The sequence below is a fragment of the Mycobacterium sp. 852002-10029_SCH5224772 genome (assembly GCF_001667315.1).
GTDB lineage: Bacteria > Actinomycetota > Actinomycetes > Mycobacteriales > Mycobacteriaceae > Mycobacterium.
Window position 1 is genome coordinate 198,606 of sequence record NZ_LZHT01000084.1, and the last position, 20,505, is coordinate 219,110.

The 20,505-nt window shown below is 65.7% G+C and carries 24 protein-coding genes; 10 read left to right on the forward strand and 14 right to left on the reverse strand.

The features are described 5' to 3' along the window. Window positions 1-63 precede the first annotated feature (63 nt). The 7 genes from A5775_RS15175 to A5775_RS25450 are packed head-to-tail and all read right to left on the reverse strand — an operon-like array spanning window position 64 to window position 5,404. Entirely contained in the window at window positions 64-1,173 is a 1,110-nt protein-coding gene (locus tag A5775_RS15175) for an acyl-CoA dehydrogenase family protein (protein WP_067253613.1), read from the reverse strand. A gap of 23 nt (window positions 1,174-1,196) precedes the next feature. Continuing rightward, the gene (locus tag A5775_RS15180; RefSeq protein ID WP_067253616.1) at window positions 1,197-1,640 is read right to left on the reverse strand and encodes a nuclear transport factor 2 family protein; all 444 of its coding nucleotides are present in this window, start codon (window positions 1,638-1,640) and stop codon (window positions 1,197-1,199) included. After that, the gene (locus A5775_RS15185) at window positions 1,624-2,871 is read right to left on the reverse strand and encodes an amidohydrolase family protein (RefSeq protein WP_067253619.1); all 1,248 of its coding nucleotides are present in this window, start codon (window positions 2,869-2,871) and stop codon (window positions 1,624-1,626) included. Before A5775_RS15185 ends, A5775_RS15180 begins: the two co-directional genes overlap by 17 nt. A 2-nt stretch (window positions 2,872-2,873) precedes the next feature. Next, complete coding sequence (locus A5775_RS15190) at window positions 2,874-3,197, reverse strand: hypothetical protein (RefSeq protein ID WP_067253623.1); 324 nt, start codon at window positions 3,195-3,197, stop codon at window positions 2,874-2,876. Then, complete coding sequence (locus A5775_RS15195; protein WP_067253626.1) at window positions 3,181-4,458, reverse strand: aromatic ring-hydroxylating dioxygenase subunit alpha; 1,278 nt, start codon at window positions 4,456-4,458, stop codon at window positions 3,181-3,183. The genes A5775_RS15190 and A5775_RS15195 overlap by 17 nt, the downstream gene beginning before the upstream one ends. Window positions 4,459-4,472: 14 nt before the next feature. Next, window positions 4,473-5,006 carry a carboxymuconolactone decarboxylase family protein gene (locus tag A5775_RS15200; RefSeq protein ID WP_067253630.1) on the reverse strand — a complete coding sequence of 178 codons (534 nt, stop codon included), beginning with the start codon at window positions 5,004-5,006 and terminating at the stop codon, window positions 4,473-4,475. Between the two features lie 35 nt (window positions 5,007-5,041). Then, window positions 5,042-5,404, reverse strand: a complete 363-nt coding sequence (locus A5775_RS25450; protein WP_156660708.1) for a hypothetical protein — start codon at window positions 5,402-5,404, stop codon at window positions 5,042-5,044. On the opposite strand from A5775_RS25450, the gene A5775_RS15205 reads away from it, so the two are divergent. The 8 genes from A5775_RS15205 to A5775_RS15240 all read left to right on the forward strand — a co-directional run bounded on the left by A5775_RS15205 (window position 5,403) and on the right by A5775_RS15240 (window position 12,401). Further along, the gene (locus A5775_RS15205; protein ID WP_067253850.1) at window positions 5,403-6,701 is read left to right on the forward strand and encodes an amidohydrolase family protein; all 1,299 of its coding nucleotides are present in this window, start codon (window positions 5,403-5,405) and stop codon (window positions 6,699-6,701) included. The genes A5775_RS25450 and A5775_RS15205 overlap by 2 nt on opposite strands. Before the next feature lie 96 nt (window positions 6,702-6,797). Continuing rightward, complete coding sequence (locus tag A5775_RS15210; RefSeq protein ID WP_067253633.1) at window positions 6,798-7,964, forward strand: acyl-CoA dehydrogenase family protein; 1,167 nt, start codon at window positions 6,798-6,800, stop codon at window positions 7,962-7,964. 105 nt (window positions 7,965-8,069) lie between these two features. After that, window positions 8,070-9,224, forward strand: a complete 1,155-nt coding sequence (locus A5775_RS15215; protein WP_067253637.1) for a thiolase family protein — start codon at window positions 8,070-8,072, stop codon at window positions 9,222-9,224. A 124-nt stretch (window positions 9,225-9,348) separates the two neighbouring features. Continuing rightward, window positions 9,349-9,963, forward strand: a complete 615-nt coding sequence (locus A5775_RS15220) for a TetR/AcrR family transcriptional regulator (protein ID WP_067253640.1) — start codon at window positions 9,349-9,351, stop codon at window positions 9,961-9,963. Further along, window positions 9,960-10,478, forward strand: coding sequence for a hypothetical protein (locus A5775_RS15225; RefSeq protein ID WP_067253644.1), 519 nt, complete (start codon window positions 9,960-9,962; stop codon window positions 10,476-10,478). Before A5775_RS15220 ends, A5775_RS15225 begins: the two co-directional genes overlap by 4 nt. Window positions 10,479-10,625: 147 nt before the next feature. Further along, entirely contained in the window at window positions 10,626-11,900 is a 1,275-nt protein-coding gene (locus A5775_RS15230) for a cytochrome P450 (protein ID WP_067253647.1), read from the forward strand. After that, complete coding sequence (locus tag A5775_RS15235) at window positions 11,897-12,085, forward strand: ferredoxin (protein ID WP_067253650.1); 189 nt, start codon at window positions 11,897-11,899, stop codon at window positions 12,083-12,085. Before A5775_RS15230 ends, A5775_RS15235 begins: the two co-directional genes overlap by 4 nt. A gap of 31 nt (window positions 12,086-12,116) precedes the next feature. Next, window positions 12,117-12,401, forward strand: a complete 285-nt coding sequence (locus A5775_RS15240; RefSeq protein WP_067253652.1) for a DUF1330 domain-containing protein — start codon at window positions 12,117-12,119, stop codon at window positions 12,399-12,401. A 3-nt stretch (window positions 12,402-12,404) separates the two neighbouring features. On the opposite strand, the gene A5775_RS15245 is transcribed toward A5775_RS15240, so the two are convergent. The 7 genes from A5775_RS15245 to A5775_RS26255 all read right to left on the reverse strand — a co-directional run bounded on the left by A5775_RS15245 (window position 12,405) and on the right by A5775_RS26255 (window position 18,628). After that, complete coding sequence (locus tag A5775_RS15245) at window positions 12,405-12,605, reverse strand: ferredoxin (protein ID WP_067253656.1); 201 nt, start codon at window positions 12,603-12,605, stop codon at window positions 12,405-12,407. A gap of 10 nt (window positions 12,606-12,615) precedes the next feature. Continuing rightward, window positions 12,616-13,821, reverse strand: coding sequence for a cytochrome P450 (locus tag A5775_RS15250; RefSeq protein ID WP_067253659.1), 1,206 nt, complete (start codon window positions 13,819-13,821; stop codon window positions 12,616-12,618). A 112-nt stretch (window positions 13,822-13,933) separates the two neighbouring features. Beyond that, window positions 13,934-14,746 carry an NAD(P)-dependent oxidoreductase gene (locus tag A5775_RS15255; RefSeq protein WP_082953029.1) on the reverse strand — a complete coding sequence of 271 codons (813 nt, stop codon included), beginning with the start codon at window positions 14,744-14,746 and terminating at the stop codon, window positions 13,934-13,936. Continuing rightward, window positions 14,743-15,558 (reverse strand): NAD(P)-dependent oxidoreductase, encoded by an 816-nt coding sequence (locus A5775_RS15260; protein WP_067253665.1) that lies wholly within the window; start codon window positions 15,556-15,558, stop codon window positions 14,743-14,745. Before A5775_RS15260 ends, A5775_RS15255 begins: the two co-directional genes overlap by 4 nt. Further along, the gene (locus A5775_RS15265) at window positions 15,558-16,541 is read right to left on the reverse strand and encodes an alpha/beta hydrolase (protein ID WP_304441520.1); all 984 of its coding nucleotides are present in this window, start codon (window positions 16,539-16,541) and stop codon (window positions 15,558-15,560) included. Before A5775_RS15265 ends, A5775_RS15260 begins: the two co-directional genes overlap by 1 nt. After that, window positions 16,538-18,193, reverse strand: a complete 1,656-nt coding sequence (locus A5775_RS15270; RefSeq protein WP_067253855.1) for an OB-fold domain-containing protein — start codon at window positions 18,191-18,193, stop codon at window positions 16,538-16,540. The genes A5775_RS15265 and A5775_RS15270 overlap by 4 nt, the downstream gene beginning before the upstream one ends. A 114-nt stretch (window positions 18,194-18,307) precedes the next feature. Beyond that, window positions 18,308-18,628 (reverse strand): hypothetical protein, encoded by a 321-nt coding sequence (locus tag A5775_RS26255; protein ID WP_067253669.1) that lies wholly within the window; start codon window positions 18,626-18,628, stop codon window positions 18,308-18,310. A gap of 186 nt (window positions 18,629-18,814) precedes the next feature. Between A5775_RS26255 and A5775_RS15280 the strand changes: the two genes are divergently transcribed. Then, a complete protein-coding gene (locus A5775_RS15280) occupies window positions 18,815-19,738 on the forward strand; it encodes an NAD(P)-dependent oxidoreductase (protein ID WP_067253672.1) in 924 nt (307 codons plus the stop codon). Between the two features lie 11 nt (window positions 19,739-19,749). Further along, window positions 19,750-20,493, forward strand: coding sequence for a hypothetical protein (locus A5775_RS15285; protein ID WP_067253677.1), 744 nt, complete (start codon window positions 19,750-19,752; stop codon window positions 20,491-20,493). The last annotated feature ends 12 nt before the right edge of the window (window positions 20,494-20,505 follow it).

A 20,505-nucleotide genomic window follows, 5' to 3' on the forward strand; every position in this document is an offset into this window, starting at 1 on the left:
CGAGTCGGCCAGCAGGCGCAGCGACTCGGCATCTGAGTCGGTGTCTGGCGGCGGGGTCACGGTTCACTCCTTCCCGAGGTCGAGCAGCCGACGGGCGATGATGTTGCGCTGAATCTCGGCGGTGCCCCCATAGATCGTCGCCGCGCGTGAGTACAGGTATTCCGAGCGCCACGGTGTGTCTTCGAGTTCGAGCCGCGCCGGCAACAGGTCGCGGACGGTGTCGTAGAGCCGCTGCTCGGCGGCGGCCAGTAGCACCTTGTCGATCGAGGTGTCCGGGCCCAGGCGGGCTCCGTCGCGCATCCGGTGCTGGGTGGCGCGCGACCGGCAACGCAACGTGTGCAGCGCCAGATAGGCTCCGCCAAGAGCGGATTCGTCGGATTCACCGATTTCGGATGACTCCGCGATCAGGTCGTCGAACCGGGAGTAAAGGTAGGCGATCCGCTGCCAAAAGCAGGAGGAACGCTCATAGGGCAGCAGGTCCATGGCCAGCCGCCAGCCGTCCCCGGGTTGGCCCAGCATTCTGCTCGCAGGAATCACCACGTCGTCGTAGTACACCTCGCAGAATTCGTCGACGCCGTGCATCGTGCGCAGTGGCCGCACCGTGATGCCCGGGGTGTCGAGGTCGACGAAGAAGGCGGTAATCCCTTCATGGGAGCTTGAGCGGCCGGGCGCGGTGCGGGTCAGCAGCACGCACCGCGTCGAGAACTGCGCGAAACTGGTCCACACCTTTTGTCCGTTGACGATCCAGTTGTCGCCCTGCTGCGTCGCGCGAGTGGTCAGCGAAGCGAGGTCACTGCCGGATCCCGGTTCGGAAAAGCCCTGGCACCATTGCTCTTCGCCGCTCAGCAGGCGCGGCACCATTTCCGCGGCGAGCTCCGCCGGTGCGTAGTCGATCATGGTGGGCGCGAGCACTTCGAGCATCGAGTACGGGCCGGGTTCGGCCAGGCGACGGCCCACCACTTCTTCGCCGACGATCGCCCGCAGCACCGCCGGGCCGCCCAATCCGCCGACTTCGACCGGCCAGCCGTACCGCATCCAATCGGCGTCGTAGAGAGCGCGACTGACCCGGGCGAACTGCTGCATATGGCCCTGCAGCGAGTCGTCCGGCCCGGGTGTCAGATCGTTGTCGTCGAGCCACGCGCGCAGGTCGGCCCGGAACTGCTCGACATTCACCGCACTGTCGATTGGTCGGCTCCTTAGGTCGTTGCCTGGGCCGCCGAGTCACCGGCGGGGCGCCCGATCGCGTGCGGGCGCCCGGAATCGTGCACACCGCTGCGGCGAATGAAGGTCATCGCGCGGGTCTTGAGGCGCCACCCGTCGGCGGTTCGCACATACGTGTCGCGGTAGTAGCCGATCCGCATGTCGTGACTGGAGTGGTCGATGAAACACAGCGGTTGCGTCCCGCTGGCCGCATCACCGTCCAGGTCGACCACCGCGGTCCCGGTGAGAAACAAGCCCTTTGGGGCCGCGGCCACCAATTCCGGGAAGCGGCTCAGGCTGTAGGTTTCGCCGAACGCGCTGTACGTTCCGTCCGGGGTGAAGACGGCGACGAGACCCTCGATGTCTTGCTGGGTGATGGTCACCGCATAGCGGCCGAGCAGCTGCTGGATCTCGACGAGGTCGTCAGTTCTCGTTGGCATAGACCTTGCCGCCTTTCATGACGAAGCTGACGTGCTGGGTAACCGTGATGTCTTCCAACGGATTTCCCGGCACGGCGATGATATCGGCGAGCTGGCCTTGCGCCAGCCGGCCGCGGTCGTCCGAGTTGATGAGCTCGGCCGCGGTGATGGTGGCCGCCCGCAGCACCGCCAGTGGCGGCAGGCCCCACTCGACCAGCGTGACGAGCTCGTCGGCGTTGCGCCCGTGGGGGATCGCCGGGGCGTCGGTGCCGACGGCGATCTTCACACCCGCCTTGTGCGCGGCCAGGATCGACGTGCGCGACTTGGGGAACATCTCGGCGGCCTTGGCCTGCAGTTCGGCCGGCGCGTGCGAGACGTCCATCGCCTCGGCCAGGCGCCGGGTGCTCACCAGGAACGTGCCGTGTTCGACCATGCTGGCGATCGCCTCGTCGTCGATCAAGAAGCCGTGCTCGATGCAATCGATGCCGGCGGCGACGGCGTGCTTGACCGCGTCCGCGCCGTGGGTGTGGGCGGCGACGCGCATGCCGCGCCGATGCGCCTCATCGGCGATCGCACACAGCTCCTCGTCCGAATAGTGCTGTGCGCCAGGGGGCCCCGTCAACGACATCACCCCGCCCGAGCAGCAGACCTTGATCAGTTCGGCGCCGTGCTTGATCTGATATCGCACCGCTTTCCGGATCTCGTCGACTCCGTTCGCGATGCCTTCCTCGATCGTCAGATCCAGCACGTGCGGCGAGAACGCGGCGAACATCGTCGGGTCGAGATGCCCCCCGGTCGGGGTGATGGCGTGCCCCGCCGGCACCACCCGCGGACCATCGATCCAGCCCGCGTCAATCGCCTTGCCCAGCGCGACATCCAGTAGATATCCGCCGGTCTTGACGAACAGGCCGAGGTTGCGCACCGTGGTGAACCCGGCGCGCAGCGTGCGCCGCGCGTTGCCCACCGCCCGCAACATTCGCGTCGGCGGATCGTCCTGCACCTGGGACAGGCCGGGTTTCTCCCCGCGGCCGCCCATCAGCAGATTGACCTCCATGTCCATCAACCCGGGCAGCAGGATCTGGTCGCCGAGATCGATGAGTTCGCCCTCGGGCTCGCCCCCCACCCCGACGATCCGGTCTCCCGCAACCTTCAAGATGCCGGGCCGAACGATCTCGCCAGCGTCGACGTCGAGCAGTCCGGCGGCCTTGAGCGTCAGCTGCGATGACCCGCTTACGCGAACAGCGTCGGACAACGTCAGATCACCGGTTCCCTGGTCAGTTTCACCCAGGCTGCCCCGCTGTCGGGAACGCGGGGCTGCTTCCACGCTTCGATCGGAAACGAGACCATGACCAATGACTGCATGAGGTGCATGAGGCTCCTCGCGTCCTCGGGCAGATCGTCCAGTGGGTATTTGTCACAGTAGGCGATGATGTCGTTCAGGAGGGGGAACGCGGCGTCATAGAAAGCCTGCATCTCGGGCATCGTCGAGGCCAGGCGCTTGGCGTAGCGCTCGGGCTCGGTGGCCAGATCCCACTCCAAATAGGGCTCCAGGGTGGCGAATTCAGACGGTAGCGCCATTGCGCTGGTACTCCTTCACGTAGTCACTGGTCGTCTTGTGCAGGTGGCGGATCAGGACCTCCTGGTCGCACAGCAGGAACTCCTTGACGGCCCGGGTGCCGATCATGGTCTGGGTCGCTTCCAGGGTGTTGGCGTCCTGCAGCGCGTACTCCTTGAACGTCACGGCGGCCAGCTCCTGGGCCAGGCGTTCCCGTGCGTTACGCGGAGGAACGAAGTACAGCGTGCATTCGAAGACGTGCTTGTCGACGGCGGTCGGCCAGTAGTGGTAGGTGAGGAACCAGCCCGGCTCCCAGATCAGCAGCATGAAGTTCGGGTAGAAGAGCCACGAGTCGATGCCCCACTGCGGCACCCGCTTCACGTTGACACCCGGCGGCAGCTCGAGATTCTCGATGATCTCCGGCTTGTCCCACGGACCGAACAACCCGCTGCGCAGCACCTGGTCCAGCGGCTTGACCATGGACATGTCCGAAGGCGGTGCTTGGCCACCCCAGGTCGACTGCAAGTTGTGCGGACCGGCCACCTCGTAGTGCAGCGCCTCGTAGCCGAACTTTTGGATCTTGGCGGCTTCTTCCTTGGTGTACTGCCCCTGATGCAGGATCGGCGCGTGGTAGAACTCGATGAACGCGTCGATGAATAGCTTCCAGTTGCTGCCGACCTCGGCCCGGTAGGAGTAGGTCTCGGTCATCTCGCCGAAGGGGTAGCCCTCGATGCTTTTGGCCAGCGGTCCGAGATAGTCGATCAGCGGCGCCGCGTTGTTGTCGAAGTTGATGAAGATGAAGCCTTCCCACACCTCGCAGCGCACAGGTACCAGGCCGTAGTCACCCTTGTCGACGTCGAAGAACTCTCCTTCCTGCTGGATGAAGGTCAGATCACCGTCCAGGCTGTAGCGCCAGGCGTGGTATTTGCAGGTGAACTGCCGGCAGGTGCCGGAGGTCTCCTCGTTGGGAAAGTCGTTCCACACCAGCTTGTTTCCGCGGTGGCGGCAGACGTTGTGATACGCCTTGACGGACCCATCCTTGGTCTTGACGATGATGACCGACGTGCCGGGACCCGCCGAGGGCAGTTCCCTGGTGAAGTAGCTGCCGGTGCGTGGCAGCCGGTTGACTCTTCCGACGTTGAGCCACATGCGCTTGAAGACCGCCTCGCGCTCGGCTTCGAAGAATTCCTGGTCGATCGAATCGGTGTAATCGACCGGCTCGGTGCCCAGTTCGGGATAATTTTCTGTCCAGCTGCCGGCGGCTGGCTTGGGGAAGTGCGGCAACTTTCTTACTCCTCTTATTCGACGTTGTTAGCGGCTGTGGCGGCGTGCTCGGGCTGTACGCCAAAAGTGTTGAAGGCCATGGCCAGCAGCGCGTAGCAGCCGACCGTGAAGACGAAATCCATGCGTTGCTGGTCGTTGAGGCGCTCGCCCAATGCCGCCCATGTGTGGTCGGACAATTCCGACTTCTCGTCGAGTTCGTCGACCCCGATGATCACGGCTTGGTCGAACTTGTCGAGACCCTCGCCGCGCTGTACCGCCGCGATCTGGTCCTCGGTGACCCCTTCTTCCTTGGCCATGCGGACGTGGTGGGACCACTCATAGGCGCACTGCCGACGATGGGCCACCCGCAGAATGGCCAGTTCGCGGATGCGAGGCGGCAACGTCGATGAGGTCAGCAGGTGGACGTTGAATCGAAGAAATGCCTTGGCCAGCGCCGGGTGGTGAGCCAGCGTGGACAGGGCGTTGTTGGTCTCCGCTTCACGCATAGCCGAGAGGGCCTGCCGGGTAGCCTCGTCCCACTGCTCGGCGGGGAGCGGCTGCAAGCGCATCAGCAGTATCCTCTCGGTGAAAGAGAATCATATTCTCATTTGCAACTAACAGACTGGCACGAAACGCGCGCCCGGTCAATGCCGGCGTGTCGCTCGAACATAAGTCCGGCCACAGCCTGGTTCACCCGGTCGTCGGGACGGCTGTTGTCCTGGATAACCGGGTCGCACCACCGCGTCGCCGCGTCGCGCCAGGTCCTACCTCGCGGCATCGCCGCCCGGCGGCGGTGAATTCGCCGGTTCGTTCGGTCGCTGGTCAGGCGGGTGCGGGCCGGCGCAGGAACCGAGGGATGTTGATTCTCGCATGGCGAGAAGATAGTTTTCATTTTAGTGATCTTGGCACGGGACAGCGATTCGCCGAGTGTGATCGATTCGGTGAATCCGACGGAAGGGACGGCCATGAACAAAGAGGACATGATCCTGATCAGCGTCGACGACCACACTGTCGAACCGCCCGACATGTTCAAGAACCATTTGGCGCAGAAGTATCAGGACGACGCACCCCGACTGGTGCACAACGACGACGGCTCGGACATGTGGAAATTCCGTGACACGGTCATCCCGAACGTGGCGCTCAACGCGGTGGCCGGACGGCCGAAGGAGGAGTACGGCATCGAGCCGACGGGGCTCGACGAGATCCGGCCGGGTTGCTACAACGTTGACGAGCGCGTCAAGGACATGAACGCGGGCGGCATCCTTGCCTCGATCTGCTTCCCGTCCTTCCCGGGTTTCGCCGGTCGCCTGTTCGCCACCGACGATCACGATTTCTCGGTCGCCCTGGTGCAGGCCTACAACGACTGGCACATCGACGAATGGTGCGGCGCCTACCCGGCGCGGTTCATCCCGATGGCGATTCCGGTGATCTGGGACGCCGAGGCGTGCGCCGCCGAGGTGCGCCGGGTGTCGAAGAAAGGCGTGCATGCGCTGACCTTCACCGAGAACCCGGCCGCGATGGGCTATCCCAGCTTCCACAACGAGTACTGGAACCCGCTGTGGAAAGCGTTGTGCGACACCAACACCGTGATGAACGTGCATATCGGGTCCTCGGGCCGGCTGGCCATCACCGCACCGGACGCGCCGATGGACGTGATGATCACGCTGCAGCCGATGAACATCGTGCAGGCCGCCGCGGACCTGCTCTGGTCCAAGCCGATCAAGGAGTACCCGGACCTGAAGATCGCGCTGTCCGAGGGCGGGACCGGTTGGATTCCCTACTTCCTGGAGCGGGTGGACCGCACCTACGAGATGCATTCGACGTGGACCCACCAGAACTTCGGCGGCAAGCTGCCCAGTGAGGTTTTCCGCGAGCACTTTCTCACCTGTTTCATCAGCGACCCGGTCGGTGTCAAGCTGCGCGACATGATCGGCATCGACAACATCTGCTGGGAAGCCGACTACCCGCACAGCGACTCGATGTGGCCGGGGGCGCCCGAAGAACTCTGGGATGTGTTGTCCATCAACAACGTTCCCGACGATGAAATCAACAAAATGACTTTCGAGAACGCCATGCGCTGGTACTCCTTCGACCCATTCACGCACATTTCGCGCGAACAGGCGACCGTCGGTGCACTGCGCAAGGCCGCCGAGGGGCACGATGTGTCCATTAAGGCCCAGGGACACGAAAAGGACAGCCGAGGCGGCTCGTCCTTCGCGGATTTCGCGGCCAACGCCAAAGCGCTGTCGGGCAACAAAGACTGACCTGGCGAGCAGACGCAGAATCGCACTGTTCCGGCGGAATTTGTGCGATTCTGCGTCTTCTCGCGCTGAGGAAGAGGAGTGCCACCCGTGGGTGGAATGAACTTTGAGCTGACCGAGGACCAGGAGCTGATCCGTCGGTCCGTCGCCGAGTTGGCGCGCAAGTTCGACGACCAGTACTGGATGGAAAAAGACCAGGCGCACGAATTCCCGAGCGAGTTCTACCGCGCCATCGCCGATGGCGGTTGGCTGGGCATGACCATCCCCACGGAATACGGCGGCCATGGCCTCGGGATCACCGAAGCGACAATCCTGCTCGAGGAGGTCGCCAAATCCGGCGGCGCCATGAACGCCGCCAGCTCGATCCACTTGTCCATCTTCGGCATGCAACCCGTAGTGGTGCATGGCTCCGACGAACTCAAAGCCCGGACGTTGCCCGCGGTCGCGACCGGTGAGGTACACATTTGCTTCGGGGTGACCGAACCCGGGGCCGGGCTTGATACTTCACGCATCACCACGTTCGCCAAGCGCGACGGCGATCGCTACATCGTCAACGGTCGCAAGGTGTGGATCTCCAAAGCGATGGAATCCGACAAGATCCTGTTGCTGACCCGGACGCAAAGCTATGACGAGGTCGCCAAGAAGACCGACGGGATGACGCTGTTCCTCACCGATCTCGATCGCAGCCGCGTCGACATCCGCCCGATCCGCAAGATGGGCCGCAACGCCGTCAGCTCCAACGAACTGTTCATCGACAACCTCGAGGTACCGGTCGAGGACCGAGTCGGCGAGGAGGGCAAGGGATTCAAGTACATCCTCGATGGACTGAACCCGGAGCGGATGCTGATCGCCGCCGAGGCCCTCGGTATCGGCCGGGTGGCGCTGGAGAAGGCGGTGAAATACGGCAACGAGCGTGAGGTCTTCGGCCGGCCCATCGGGATGAACCAGGGCCTGCAGTTCCCGCTCGCCGATTCACTGGCCCGGCTCGATGCCGCCGAGCTGATGCTGCGCAAGGCCACCTGGCTCTACGACAACGGCAAACCCTGTGGGCGCGAGGCCAATACGGCCAAATACCTATGCGCCGATGCCGGCTTCACCGCCGCGGACCGGGCGTTGCAAACCCACGGCGGCATGGGTTATGCCGAGGAGTACCACATCACGCGCTACTTCCGTGAGGCCCGGCTGATGAAGATCGCACCGGTCAGCCAGGAGATGATTTTGAATTTCCTGGGCTCTAATGTCTTGAAGCTGCCGAGGAGCTACTAGACCGAACGTCGACCGTGCAGTCACGGCGAATCTTGGCGAGTTTGTCGCCCTCAGTACCCGCTCGGGGATCATGGGAGAGTTGGGCGTAGGGATCGGAGTAAAGATATGCGTGAAACAGTCATCGTCGAGGCCGTGCGCACCCCGGTCGGGAAGCGCAACGGCGCGCTTTCCGGCATGCATGCCGCCGACCTGTCCGCGGTCGTCCTCAACGAACTCGTGGAACGCACCGGCATCGGTCCCGAGATCGTCGACGACGTGGTGTGGGGCTGCGTCTCCCAGGTGGGCGACCAGTCCAGCAACATCGGCCGCTACGCGGTGTTGGCTGCCGGTTGGCCGGAAAGCATCCCCGGGACCACCGTCAACCGCGCCTGTGGTTCCAGCCAGCAGGCGCTGGACTTCGCCGTGCAGGCGGTGATGTCGGGTCAGCAGGATGTCGTCGTGGCCGGCGGGGTCGAGGTCATGAGCCGCGTCCCGCTCGGTTCGGCGCGCGCCACCGGTATGCCCTATGGCCCGAAAGTGCTTGCCCGCTATGACGATTTCTCCTTCAACCAGGGCCTCTCGGCGGAGATGATCGCCAAGAAGTGGGGCTTCTCCCGCGCCCGGCTCGACGAATACAGCGTCGAGTCCCACGAGCGGGCCGCGGCGGCACAGGACCACGGCGCGTTCACCGACCAGATCGTGCCGGTGTTCGTCGACGGAGCCGAAAACAGCGTCGTGGCCGCCGACGAGGGCGTCCGGCGCGGAAGCAGTGTGGAGAAGCTGGCGGCGCTCAAGCCGGCGTTCGCCGAGGACGGTGTGATCCATGCCGGTAATTCGTCGCAGATCTCCGATGGTGCCGCCGCGTTGCTAGTGACCACCGCCGAGATGGCCGTCGAATTGGGCCTGACGCCGATCGTGCGCTACCTGGCGGGCGCGGTGACCGGGGCGGATCCGGTGCTCATGCTCACCGGCCCGATCCCGGCGACCGAGAAGGTACTGAGCAAGGCCCGCGTCGCGCTGTCCGACGTGGGTGTGTTCGAGGTCAACGAGGCGTTCGCGCCCGTGCCGCTGGCGTGGCTGGCGGAGACCGGCGCCGACCCCGCCCGGATGAATCCGCTGGGCGGCGCCATCGCGCTGGGGCACCCGCTGGGCGCGTCGGGTGCGGTGCTGATGACCCGCATGGCGCACCACATGCGCGACAACGGGATTCGCTACGGACTGCAGACCATGTGCGAGGGTGGCGGCACCGCCAACGCGACGCTGGTCGAGCTCGTCGGGTAGCTGCGACCCCACTCACGAAAAACCATTCGCGGTGACCCTTGTCACAGCGGTCAAACTAACCTACTGTGTGTTCACTAGGTTGGTTCAGCCCGTCAACCGCACCCATGCGTTTCAGGGAGTCCAGTTGGCCGTCGCACGGCGTTACGACACGCTTCTCGCCAAGGGTGAGGACCGCAAGCAGCGGATCCTCGACGTCGCCCAGCGCCTCCTCACACGCAACGGCTGGCGCAGCACGACGCTCGCCCAGATCGCCGGTGAGGCCGGTGTGACGCCCGCGGGACTGCTGCATCACTTCGAATCGAAGGAGCAGCTACTGCACGCCGTGCTCGACGCGCGCGACCTCGACGACGACACCCATGCGGACCGGACCGGCGACCTCTTCGACCAGATCACCCAGGTCGCCGACCGGTTTCACCGGGCCCCCGAGCTGGTGGGCACCTTCACGGTGCTGCTGGTGGAGAACATCCTTCCCGAGGCTCCGCTGCACGACCGCATGCTGGCCCGGCACCGCGCCGCGACCGATATCGTCGCCGACCTCATCCGTCGCGGTCAGGCCGACGGCCGCTACCGCGACGACATCGACCCCGCCGTCAAGGCAGTAGAAATCCTCGCCTTCGTCCACGGAATGGAAACCACATGGTTGCTCGATCCTTCGATACCGCTACCCGAGGTGTTCAAGCAGTACGCCGAGACACTGGCGCGCGACTTCGCGCCTCCGAAGACTCCCGCGACGACATGAGATACCGGCTCGACGTCGTCGCCGCCACCGTCATGGACGTGGTGAGGTTCGCCGGCGGCTGGATCTTCGACCGGTCGATGGCGGGATGGGACGTCACCGTGCTTGTCGCCGACCACCACGACGACCGGCCCCTGCAGATCGTCGGCGCCCGGGTGCTCGACCTCGAGGAGGCCCTGACGTCGGCGCACTCGCGCCCGCGCCCGCAATCCCTGGCAGCCGCGGCGGACCTGTTCGGCTGCGACCCGCGGGTACGCCAGGGCGTGCTGCAGGCGCTCGACCAGGGCGTCACCGAGGTCACGCTGTGGGGGCAGAACTGGCCGGCCGAACTCGACGAAAGCGTCGGCCTCGTGCAACACCAGCTGAGCATGGCCGCGCAGACGTTCAAGGCCCGGGCCCTGGCGGCCGCCTCCAACGCCGCGGGGGGTCCGCACATCCCCGTGAGTGACGTCGAGACCTTCCGGAGCGGACTTCTGGCGTGGCCGTCGGTCGCCGCTGATCTGGTGCCCGCCAGCTGACCTGGCGGGCAGTCGGCAGACGGCTCGATGTGCGGCGGGTTCGGCGTTCGGGCGGGACCCCGCGTTGACGGCCACCACGCCGTATGGAAATGTAATACTCATCTGCGAGAGGCACGTTCTCACCAGCCGAGATTCAAGGAGCAGGAGATGACGAACGAATCCTCCGAGTTGGACTTCTTCCGCGGCAGCGAGCTCATCGAAGACCCGTACCCCTACTACGAGGCGCTGCGTCAACGGTGCCCCGTCACCCGGGAAAGCCACCACGACGTCACCATGATCACCGGTTGGGACGAGGCGTGTGCGGTGCTCAACGACGCCGAGACGTGGTCGTCATGCGTCTCGGTGACCGGCCCGTTCCCCGGCTTTCCGGTACCGCTCGAGGGGGACGACGTCACCGAGTTGATCGAGCGGCATCGCGACGAGCTGCCCTTCAGCGATCAGCTGCCCACGCTCGACCCGCCGACCCACACCAACCACCGTTCCCTGTTGATGCGGCTCATCACCCCGAAGCGTCTCAAGGAGAACGAGGACGCCATGTGGGCGCTCGCCGACCAGGCGCTCGACGACTTCCTGGCGCCCGGCCGCGGCGAATGGATCAAGGGCTTTGCCGGCCCCTTCACCCTGCTGGTGATCGCGGATCTGCTGGGCGTGCCCCTGGAAGATCGCGACAAATTCATCAAGGGCATCCGCGAGCACTCGGGGGGCGGGGTCGGCGGCACCGGCAAGGAATCGCTCGCCCACAGTCCGCTGGAATTCCTCTACGGCCTTTTCTCCGACTACATCGTCGACCGCCGCCGTGACCCTCGCGACGACGTGCTGACGGGCTTGGCCACCGCGACCTATCCCGACGGCTCGACTCCGGAGGTCGAAGACGTGGCCCGCGTCGCCAGCAACGTGTTCTCGGCGGGGCAGGAAACCACCGTGCGGCTGCTCGGTGCCGCGCTGCAGACCCTGGGGGAGCGCCCCGACGTCCAGGCGCAGTTGCGCAAGGACCGCAGCCTGCTCCCCAACTTCATCGAAGAGTCGCTGCGCCACGAGAGCCCGGTCAAGGGAGACTTCCGGATGAACCGGGTGCCCGCCACTATCGGTGGCGTCGACCTGCCCGCGGGTACCACCGTGATGATCGTGCAGGCGGCGGCCAACCGCGATCCCCGCCGATTCGAAGACCCCGCCACCTTCGACCCGGCCCGCAAGAACGCCCGCCAGCACATCTCGTTCGGCCGCGGCATCCACAGCTGCCCGGGCGCGCCGCTGGCGAGGGCCGAAACCCGGGTGGCGATCGAGCGGCTGCTCGACCGCACGACCGACATCAGGATCAACGAGGACATGCACGGCCCGGCGAATGACCGCCGCTACCAATATGTTCCGACGTACATCCTGCGCGGACTGACCGAACTGCACCTGGAGTTCACGCTGGCATGAAGGTCTGGGTAGACGACCAGAAGTGTCGCGGTCACGGGATGTGTCTGACCCTGTGCCCCGACGTGTTCAGCCTGACCGACGACGGTTACGCCGAAGCGATAGATTCCGATGTCCCAACGGAATTGGAGGCGGACGCCCGTGAGGCCATCCAATGTTGTCCCGAGCAGGCGATCAGCGAGAAGTAACTGATACACAGGCAGGCAAGGAGATTCTTCAGTGGCAAAAGGTTATGTCATTTTGACCGAGGCGATCAAAGATCCAGACGGCATGAAGGCGTACGCCCAGGCGGCCGGATCGGCGATGAGCGGAGCCACCGTGCTCGCGGTGGATGCCGCGCCCAAAGTCATCGAAGGCGACTGGCACGGCGACCAGACCGTCGTCCTGGAATTCGAATCGGTGGATGCCGCCCGCGCGTGGTATGAGTCCGAGGGCTATCAGAAAGCGGCGAAATTGCGACAGGCGGCGGCCGAGTGCAACGCCGTCATCCTGTCCGGATTCTGATCGCTACTCTCCGACGATGGAGATCGCCTGGCGAGGACATTGACGAACTGCCTCGCGCACGTCTGACTCGTTCTCCGGGGTGACTTCTTCCTGCAATACGGTCAGCATGTCGTCGTCGCCCAGCAAGAAGATCTCCGGGTTGATGCCCATGCAGACGCCGTTGCTCTCGCAGAGTCCCCAATCGACTTCGATCTTCTTCGTCACCGTGACCCCCTCACCGGAGCACCTTGACGGGCACGTTCTTCCAGCCCGCGACGTTTTGCATGTTCACCCGTGTGCACCCCGCCCAGTCCACCTCATAGCGCGGCATGAAGTCGAGCAGCCTCTCCAGTGCGATCCTGCTTTCCAGGCGGGCCAGCGCGGCGCCGAGGCAGCTGTGGATCCCGTATCCGAGACCGAGATGCTGTGCCTCGGTCTGGTCACGCTCGATGTCGAACGTGTTGGCGTCGGTGAAGGCCTCCGGGTCGCGGTTCGCCGCGGCGCCACACAGGAACACCGGTTTGCCGGGCGGAATCACACCACCGGTGACGTGCGCCTCCTTGAGGGTGTAGCGGACGTTGTACTGGACCGGCCCCTCGTAGCGCAGTAGCTCTTCCACCGCCCCGGGGATCTTGTCGCGATCTTCCTGCAGCATCTGCCACTGGTCGGGGTGGTGGGCGAAGATCACCGCGGCGTTGCCCATCAGCTTGGTGACGGTCTCGGCGCCCGCCCCACCCAAAAGGGTGGCGAAGCCGGTGATTTCGATGTCGTCGAGCTTACGCAGCTGGCCGTCTTCGCCGGGAATCTCCGCGGCGATCAGCCGGCTGATCATGTCGTCCTGCGGCTCCTGGCGCCGCTCCTGGACCAGGCTGAAGTAATACATTGCCGTGTCGATGTTGGCCTGCACGCCGGCTTCGCTGACCTCGATCTGCCCGGGTTCGTGGTGCAGGCTGGTGTCGATCCAGTGGCGGACCTGCTGGCGGTATTCCTCCGGCACCCCGGCCATCCGGGTGATGACCTCCACCGGGAACGGCCCGGAGAAGTCCTGCACGACGTCGAAATTGTCGGCGTCGACGTTGCCCAGGTATTTGTCGATCACCTCGATGATGGTCTCGCGCTGCGATTGAATCGCCCGCGGCGTGAACGCCTTGTTGAGCAGGCTGCGCATGTGGCGATGCTCCGGGGGATCCATGAAGATGATCGACTTCTGTTCGGGGGAAATGCCCCGGCGCACCATCGCCAGGTCGCAGCCGCGTGCCGAGGAATACGTCTCGAAGTCCTTGAACGCGGCCGACACGTCGTCATGGCGGGTCAGCGCGTAGAAATCCTCTTTTTCGTCGTAATACAGCGGCGCTTCCTCGCGCATCCGTCGGTAGATGTCGAACGGGTTGTTGAAGTAGTCCTCGGAGTACGGATCGAAGACAACCTTCGGTTTTGTCACTGCATCCTCCTGCGCGGCGAGGTCGGGCTGAAACCGTTACAGCGGAGTCCCCGACTGTAACGCTAACGGTAATACCTTCGTGACGAACCGGAAAGACCAAAACGCTGCCATCTCAAACCATCTTCGCGGCGGCCGGCTCAAATTCGATGCTCGTGATGGCGTCATCCAGCGCGCCCAGACCGCTGCCCAGTTCCGCGGCGATATCGCGGACGACCGCCACGTCTTTGCCGACGAAGTCGCCGGTTACCTCGATGAACGACGCGACGGACCCGCCCGTCGCGACGAGGTTCAGCACGCGACTGGTCGCGCTGCCGTGGCCCAGTGCGCTCAGCAACGTCGACTCGGGCACGCCGAGCCGCTCGCCCAGCCGGATGGCCTCCGCGAGCAACCCGATCTGCCCCGCGAACAGGGCATTGTTGACCAGCTTCACTTTCTGGCCGGCGCCGGCGGGCCCGACATGCAGGACCGGATCCCCATAGCAACCCAGCAGCGGCCGTACCCGCTCGACCGGCGCGTCGGCGCCGCCCACGAACAGCGTGAGCCGCCCGGCCGCGATGTCGTGCGGACCCCCGCTGACCGCGGCGTCGACGACGTCCACGTGATCGGCGCGCGCGGCGACGGCCTCGATGGTGCTTGGGCTGGCGGTGGTGTGCACCACCAGCACCGAACCGGACGGCATCGTCGGTAGCAATGCGCCGTCCAGGCATACCTGGCGCACCTGCTCGTCGGTGAACACACAGAGCACCACCACGTCGGCGTGCGCGCCGGCGTCGGCCGCCTCCTTGACGACCCGCGCGCCCAGTTGCTGGAGTTCACGGCGCTTTTCGGCGGTCCGGCCCACGGCTTGGACGTCGTGGCCGGCCGCGACCAGACGACTCACCATGGGGCGACCCATCCGCCCCGCGCCGACGAATCCGACTCTCACCGTGGGTGGTCCATCAGGGCCAGCGCCGCGTCGGCCGCCTCGAGCACCGCGCCGCCGTCGGCCCCGGCCTGGACGGCAAGATCGACCACCAGCCGGACGTCCTTCTGCAGCAGCCCCCCGGCGACACCGGCAAGCCGCTCCAGCCCACCGATGCCGCCGAGGGCGTTGAGCGCAAAGCTATTTCCACTGCTGCGGGAGACGACCTCGGTGAGGCGCTCCGGGGTGACGCCGAGCGCATTCGCCAGTGCCAGGGCCGTGGCCGCCGTGGCGAGGTTGGCCGTGAACAACAGGTTGTTCAGCAGCTTGGTGGTTTGGCCGGAACCCAGCTCGCCGAGATGAACGACCGGATCGGCATAGGTTTCGAAGACCGGACGGCAGCGTTCCACCGTGTCGGTGTCGCCGCCGACCATCACCAGCAGGCGGCGCTCCGCCGCCGCACCACCACCGCCGCTCACCGGCGCATCGACGACCGAAACACCGAGGGCCCCAGCGCGCTTCGCAAGTTCTCGGCACGTCGTGGGGTGCACCGTGCTGTGCACCGCGATGATGCCGCCGGGCTTCATCGCCGACAGCAGGCCATGCTCGCCGCCGGTGAGTTCGTCGATGTCGGCGTCGCCGACGACACAGAGGCAAACCAGGTCACTGGCCGCGGCGAGTTCGGCCGGCGAGCCGGCGATCTTGGCGGCGGTGTCGGCGAACGCCTCGAGGGTCTCGGATCTGCGCGCCCAGAGCGTGGTCGGGTAGCCGGCCTCGGCGATCCGTCGCGCCATTGGCCCGCCCTGACTGCCCAAGCCGATGAATCCGACGTGCATCAACCGGCCTCCAGATCGGCTTCGTCATCTGCCGAGCGTGACACCACGGTCACGCTCGGGTCCGAAAGTGACTGTGCCGTCACGTTCGACTGATCTGGCGACCGCGAACGGGCCCCCACGCATTCGTCCGCGAACGCCAGAACCTTGGCGTGATAGTCCGCCGCCGTGTGACCGAGGCTGATGTTGTGCCCCGCATCGGCCTGTCGATGAACGGTGAATCGCGGCGTTCCCGAGAACAGCGCCGCGATCTCGTCCATCGCCGAAGTGTCGTTCTGCCAGACCTTTTCGTGCTCGGCGATGCTGAACTGCACCGGCACCCGTACGGCGGGAGCGAGCGCCGGGAAATCCTGGCGCGCCCAGTTCGACACCATCTGATCCTCGTAGGACGGGGCGGTCGGGGAGACCGTCGCCCCGTTGAGAACCTCGGGCGGGTACAGGCTTTCGGGTTGCCACAACAGCTCACGCAATCCCGCGGGACGACGTTCGCGGGTCGCCGTCTTCAGGATGTCGCGGGCCGCGGGGTGATAGTGCCGGCCGGTGCCGGCCAATTCGATGCCGAGCAGATCCGCGCCACGCTCGGCCCCGCCCTCCGCGGCCATCCGCAGGACAAGTTCGCAGCCGCCCGAATGGCCCATCAGAAACAGTCCGGCACCGCGTGGCTTCTGCCCGAGGATGCGATCCACCGCCCCGTATGCGAGATTGACTCGCTGCTCGGGTTCGGCCATCGCCTCCGGGTACGGCGCCGAACTGCCATAGCCGGGCCGATCGAGCGCGACGACGGTGAATCCTGCTGCGGCACCGGTGCGTAAGAGTGAGGATGATGGGTGACCCGGGCAATCGAAATAGACGGCGGTGGTGCCCCCGCCGTGGATGGCCACGATGACGGCCTTGGGGTCATCGGGGTTCTCGGGTTCGGCGACAATCGCCGACATCGGCACGCCATCCACGATGACGAGGCGAGGACGCGGCTGTGCTGCACTCACGCGTCAGTCCGCAGCAGGATCACGCCGCTGGGTGTGAGGCCGCCGCTGCTGACCACGCCGACGCGGGCGTCGGCGACCTGGCGGTCGCCGGCCTCGCCGCGCAGCTGGGTGACGGCCTCATGCAGCAAACCCATGCCGTGCGTGCGGCCGTGCGAAAGCTGGCCGCCGTGCGTGTTGAGCGGCAGCTGACCGTCGCGCGCGATGTTCTTGCCGCCGTCCAGGAATTCCTTGGCCTCACCGATACCGCAGAAACCCAGCGCCTCGATCCAGGACAGGCAGTTGAAGGAAAAGCCGTCATAGAGCTCGGCGACGTCGACGTCGGCGGGCCGCAGCGAGGTCCGCGTCCACACGTGCGCCGCCTGGCCCAACACCTGCGGCTCGTGGGTGAGGGTGCTTTGGTCCCAGTCGAGTCGCTCGACGATCTGGGTGCCCACCGCTTCCACCAGCACCGGCGGCTTGGCCAGGTCGCGGGCGGCGTCGACGGCGGAGACGATGACGGCGATGGCGCCGTCGCACGGCACGTCGCAGTCGTACAGCCCGAACGGCGTGGTGATGGGCCGCGCGTTGAGATAGTCGTCCATCGTCATCGGCGTCCGGTAGATGGCGGTCGGGTTGAGTTCGGCGTTGGCGCGCTGGTTCAACGCGATCCAGCCCAACGTTTCCTTGGTGGTGCCGTACCGGTGAAAGTGCCGCTGCGCGTTCATCGCCAACGTGTGTGCCGCCGACGTCGCGCCGAATGGCATCTGCCAGCCCGACATTCGGCCCATCGATGGGGTGATCTTGCCCTGCTTCATCAGCTCGCCGTTGGTGGCTTCCCACAGCGTGCGGAAGCACAGCACGTGACGCGCCAGCCCGCAGGCGACCGCGAGCATCGCGGCGATCACCGAGCCGCCCGGGCCGAACGTCTCCATGGCACCGTTGTGCCACGTCGGCCGAATGCCGAGCGCGCCCTCGAGGGCGGTGGTGCCGCCCTCGCCGAAGCCGCCGACATTGATCGCGCCGGGGTAAGTGGACAGGCCGTCGATGTCGGCGTAGGTCAAGCCGGCGTCGGCGATGGCCGCTTCGCACGCCTGCACCGTCAGCGCCAGCGGCAGCTGCATCAACCGGCGACCGATCGGCGACGCGCCGATCCCGGTCAGGGCGACCTTGTCCTCGAATTTCTCGACGGTCAGCATGGGCCGGACGTGCTCACCGAACCGGTCGGGTGCGATCTCGTCGGCGGGCAGTTCAGCGGGCTCGGCGTCGGCGATAGGCCGAAACAGCGGAAACCACACGTCCTGGACCTGCTCGAAGACGACCTCGACCTGCTGGCCGAGTTCGAGCTGACCGGGATCGCAGTCGACGATGTTGGTGGTCAGCCGGACCCGGGGGTCCTCAGCGATTGCGACCTGGGCGATCACGTACGGCGCCGCGAGCCCTGGCAGGCTGAACCGCTCATTGAGGGTGAATCCGGCAAGGGTTGCCCTGCCGGAGACAGCGCGAATCCCCACGTCGAGGGAGCGGCAATACCGGCACACCGGGGCCGGCGGATGGATCAGCGATTCGCAGCTCTTGCATTCCTGCAGCCGCAGCTTTCCGTCGGCGCCCGAGGTCCAGAAGAATTCGTTCTCCTGCGTGACCAGGGGCAATGGGCGGCCGGGTGCTGCTGACACGTCACCTCCGGTGCGTCGCACGGCCAACTCGGTAGGGCCGTTATACGAATCGGAGAATCACGTTATCACTTGCGAGCAGGCACGATCTAGACCGAGCCTGCCGTGCGAGCACCGTCAGTACGGCACCCAGGTGCCGGTGAAATAGGTACCCCATTGGTGAAAGCCGGCATTCCACATCGGTTCGTTCGGTGACCACCACGGCCGCGGCGGAGGCGGCGGCACATCCTGCGATGCGAATGGCGGCGCGTATGGCGGCGGGGGTGCGTACCACGCTGGCATGGGCGGTGGCGGTGTGCACTCGTCGGTTGTCCGATTCCACGACATGTTGCGATCGCACTCCGCCGTGCCTATTGCAGGGGTCGCGATCACCCCGACCGCCATCGCCGCGACGGCGACCGCAGTGACGGCGGTCACACGACGAACAAACCACTGCATGGTGGGCCTCCTATGGGGGCCTTTTCGACGTTGGCGGGCTTTAGCTTATTCCGTAGATACCGCCACGACCAGGAGAAGTTGATCCGCGGAAGACATGACACCGAGCGCGCCCTCCCGTGGCATTTCGTTTCGGCCGAGAGTTATGCTCCAAGCGCGTTATCAAGTACTTAACATTCGGAGGGCTGGTTGCTCGAAGCGGAGAAGATCCTGATCACCGGGGCAACGGGCAAGATCGCGTTTCCCATTGCGCGCGCCCTCGCGGCAACGGGAAACGAGGTGTGGGGCGCCGCGCGCCTGAAAGACCCCGCGGCCCGGGAAAAGCTCGTCGGTGCCAGCATCAAACCCGTCGCGCTGGACGTCGGCGCCGGCGACTTCTCCGGTCTCCCCGACGATTTCACCTACGTCTTTCACGCGGCCGTGGATCCCGGCAGCGGCGACTGGAGCCGCTGCGTCGAAACCAACGCGCACATGTCGGGGGAATTGCTCCACCACTGCCGCGCCGCCAAGGGTTTCGTGTTGTGCTCAACCGGCTCGATCTACGCGTACCAGGGGCGTCGGCCATTGGCCGAATCCGATCCGCCGGGTGTGCCGCTGCGCGCGAACTACAGCTTCTCCAAGGTTGCGGCGGAGGCGGTCTGCACCTGGATTGCCAGGCGGTTTCACATCCCGCTGACCATCATCCGGATCTGTTCGACCTATGGGCCGCAGGGAGGTGCGCCCGCTGATCGTCTCGATGCGATGCTGGCGGGCAAGCCCATTCGGCTGCATCCCGACAAGCCGAACAACTACAACCCGATCTATGAAGACGACTACGTGGAACTCGGAATCCGCGCCATGGAAGTGGCCGCGACGCCGCCGGTCGTGGTGAATTGGGCCGGCAGCGAAACGGTCAGCGTCGAGGATTACTGCACTTTCATGGGGGAGCTGGTCGGTGTCGAGCCGATCTTCGAGTACACGCCCGATGCACACACGCCGCTATGGCCGGACGTCACCCGCATGCACGAGGTGCTCGGCCGCACCAAGGTGCCGTGGCGCGAGGGCTTCCGGCGCATGATTGCGGCCCGCCACCCCGAACTAACCCTGCCCCAGCATGATTCGACGCGAGCGTGAGGACAAACGCGATGCATCTGCCCGGCACGCCCTCGGACGAGGTCGCCGAGGTCCTTGCCACCGGGAATGGCGGGATCACCACCCTATTCGTGTCTATGGCGACCCGCCACCCCGACGGCAAGGACGCCGAGTACCTACGCTGGCACACCCTTGACCACCGCCCGGAGCAACACCGTCTGGCGGCGGTGCGCGCCTCGTTGCGGCTGGTGTCCACACCGGCCTGCCGCTCTGTGCGCGCGCTGAACGACGGGCCGTTGAACGCGGTCGACCACGTGATGACGTACTTCTTCGCCGACGCCGCCGGGCTTCGCGAATTCAACGAATTGTCCACCGCGCTGGGCAATGCCGGTCGCAAACTTCCGTTGCTGCCGCCGGTGGAGCGCGGCGTGTACGACGTCCAGAACAAAGCCGCTGCGCCCGGGATCAAGGCCGGCTCGGATGTCCTGCCCTGGTTGCCCGCGCGGGGTGCGTTCCTGCTGGTCGAACGGGGATTGGCATCGGTGGACCCGCTGCTCGAGGTCGACGGTGTCACCGGCGTCTGGTCAGCGCGATCGCGCCGGGTCGACGCCCAACTGGCCAGTGCCCAACCCGATCAGTCGATCACGTACTGCTTCCTGGATGACGACCCGATCGCCACCGCGGAACGGATGCGACCGGTTCTGACCGACCGTTGGGCCGATTCCGGCGTCGAACCCTTGTTTGCCGCACCATTTTTCGCGGTGGTGCCCTACGAGTGGGACCGGTATGTCCCGTAGCCAAGGGAGTCG

What these genes read in the sequence shown, in the direction of transcription:
- A5775_RS15180 (WP_067253616.1), bottom strand. Translation starts at nt 1,640, where the DNA reads ATGCCAACGAGAACTGACGACCTCGTCGAGATCCAGCAGCTGCTCGGC.
- A5775_RS15190 (WP_067253623.1), bottom strand. Translation starts at nt 3,197, where the DNA reads ATGGCGCTACCGTCTGAATTCGCCACCCTGGAGCCCTATTTGGAGTGG.
- A5775_RS15200 (WP_067253630.1), bottom strand. Translation starts at nt 5,006, where the DNA reads ATGCGCTTGCAGCCGCTCCCCGCCGAGCAGTGGGACGAGGCTACCCGG.
- A5775_RS15205 (WP_067253850.1), top strand. Translation starts at nt 5,403, where the DNA reads ATGAACAAAGAGGACATGATCCTGATCAGCGTCGACGACCACACTGTC.
- A5775_RS25450 (WP_156660708.1), bottom strand. Translation starts at nt 5,404, where the DNA reads ATGGCCGTCCCTTCCGTCGGATTCACCGAATCGATCACACTCGGCGAA.
- A5775_RS15210 (WP_067253633.1), top strand. Translation starts at nt 6,798, where the DNA reads ATGAACTTTGAGCTGACCGAGGACCAGGAGCTGATCCGTCGGTCCGTC.
- A5775_RS15215 (WP_067253637.1), top strand. Translation starts at nt 8,070, where the DNA reads ATGCGTGAAACAGTCATCGTCGAGGCCGTGCGCACCCCGGTCGGGAAG.
- A5775_RS15225 (WP_067253644.1), top strand. Translation starts at nt 9,960, where the DNA reads ATGAGATACCGGCTCGACGTCGTCGCCGCCACCGTCATGGACGTGGTG.
- A5775_RS15230 (WP_067253647.1), top strand. Translation starts at nt 10,626, where the DNA reads ATGACGAACGAATCCTCCGAGTTGGACTTCTTCCGCGGCAGCGAGCTC.
- A5775_RS15235 (WP_067253650.1), top strand. Translation starts at nt 11,897, where the DNA reads ATGAAGGTCTGGGTAGACGACCAGAAGTGTCGCGGTCACGGGATGTGT.
- A5775_RS15260 (WP_067253665.1), bottom strand. Translation starts at nt 15,558, where the DNA reads ATGCACGTCGGATTCATCGGCTTGGGCAGTCAGGGCGGGCCAATGGCG.
- A5775_RS26255 (WP_067253669.1), bottom strand. Translation starts at nt 18,628, where the DNA reads ATGCAGTGGTTTGTTCGTCGTGTGACCGCCGTCACTGCGGTCGCCGTC.
- A5775_RS15285 (WP_067253677.1), top strand. Translation starts at nt 19,750, where the DNA reads ATGCATCTGCCCGGCACGCCCTCGGACGAGGTCGCCGAGGTCCTTGCC.